Below are 417 nucleotides of genomic sequence, written 5' to 3'. Positions count from 1 at the left end.
GATAAGTTCTTATAACATCGGGGAAAGTGACTACCCTACGTTTTACTTGCAACCTTCCCTCTTCCCTCTTGCAACCCTCACCACTCACTTTCCGACGGGTGTTGTTGTGGGCAATACCCTACTGTCTGCAAGTAGGAAGAAGTAGGTTCTTTTATCTGAACGGTATGGATAGTCAGAAATATCCTTCCATTTTTTTCTTTTCCATCGAGCCGGATGAATCGTGGTCGATAGCACGCCCCTGACGCTCGGACGTAGTAGTCAGTAGCATTTCCTGAATAATTTCTGGCAGAGTGGCAGCTTCAGATTCAACGGCTCCTGTCAACGGATAACAACCCAAAGTCCGGAAACGCACCATTTTTTCTTGGACTTTTTCATCATCTTGGATCGGCATACGCTCGTCATCAACCATAATCAGCA

Annotated in this window: 1 pseudogene; it reads right to left on the bottom strand. The window is 46.0% G+C overall.

The annotated features are described in order from the left end of the window. Nucleotides 1-172: 172 nt before the first annotated feature. Nucleotides 173-417 (bottom strand): annotated as a pseudogene (locus Q4563_RS16470) (sulfate adenylyltransferase subunit CysD); the annotation flags it as partial.

Source organism: Gilvimarinus sp. 1_MG-2023, from assembly GCF_030548285.1.
This window is presented reverse-complemented; position numbering and strand designations above follow the sequence as displayed.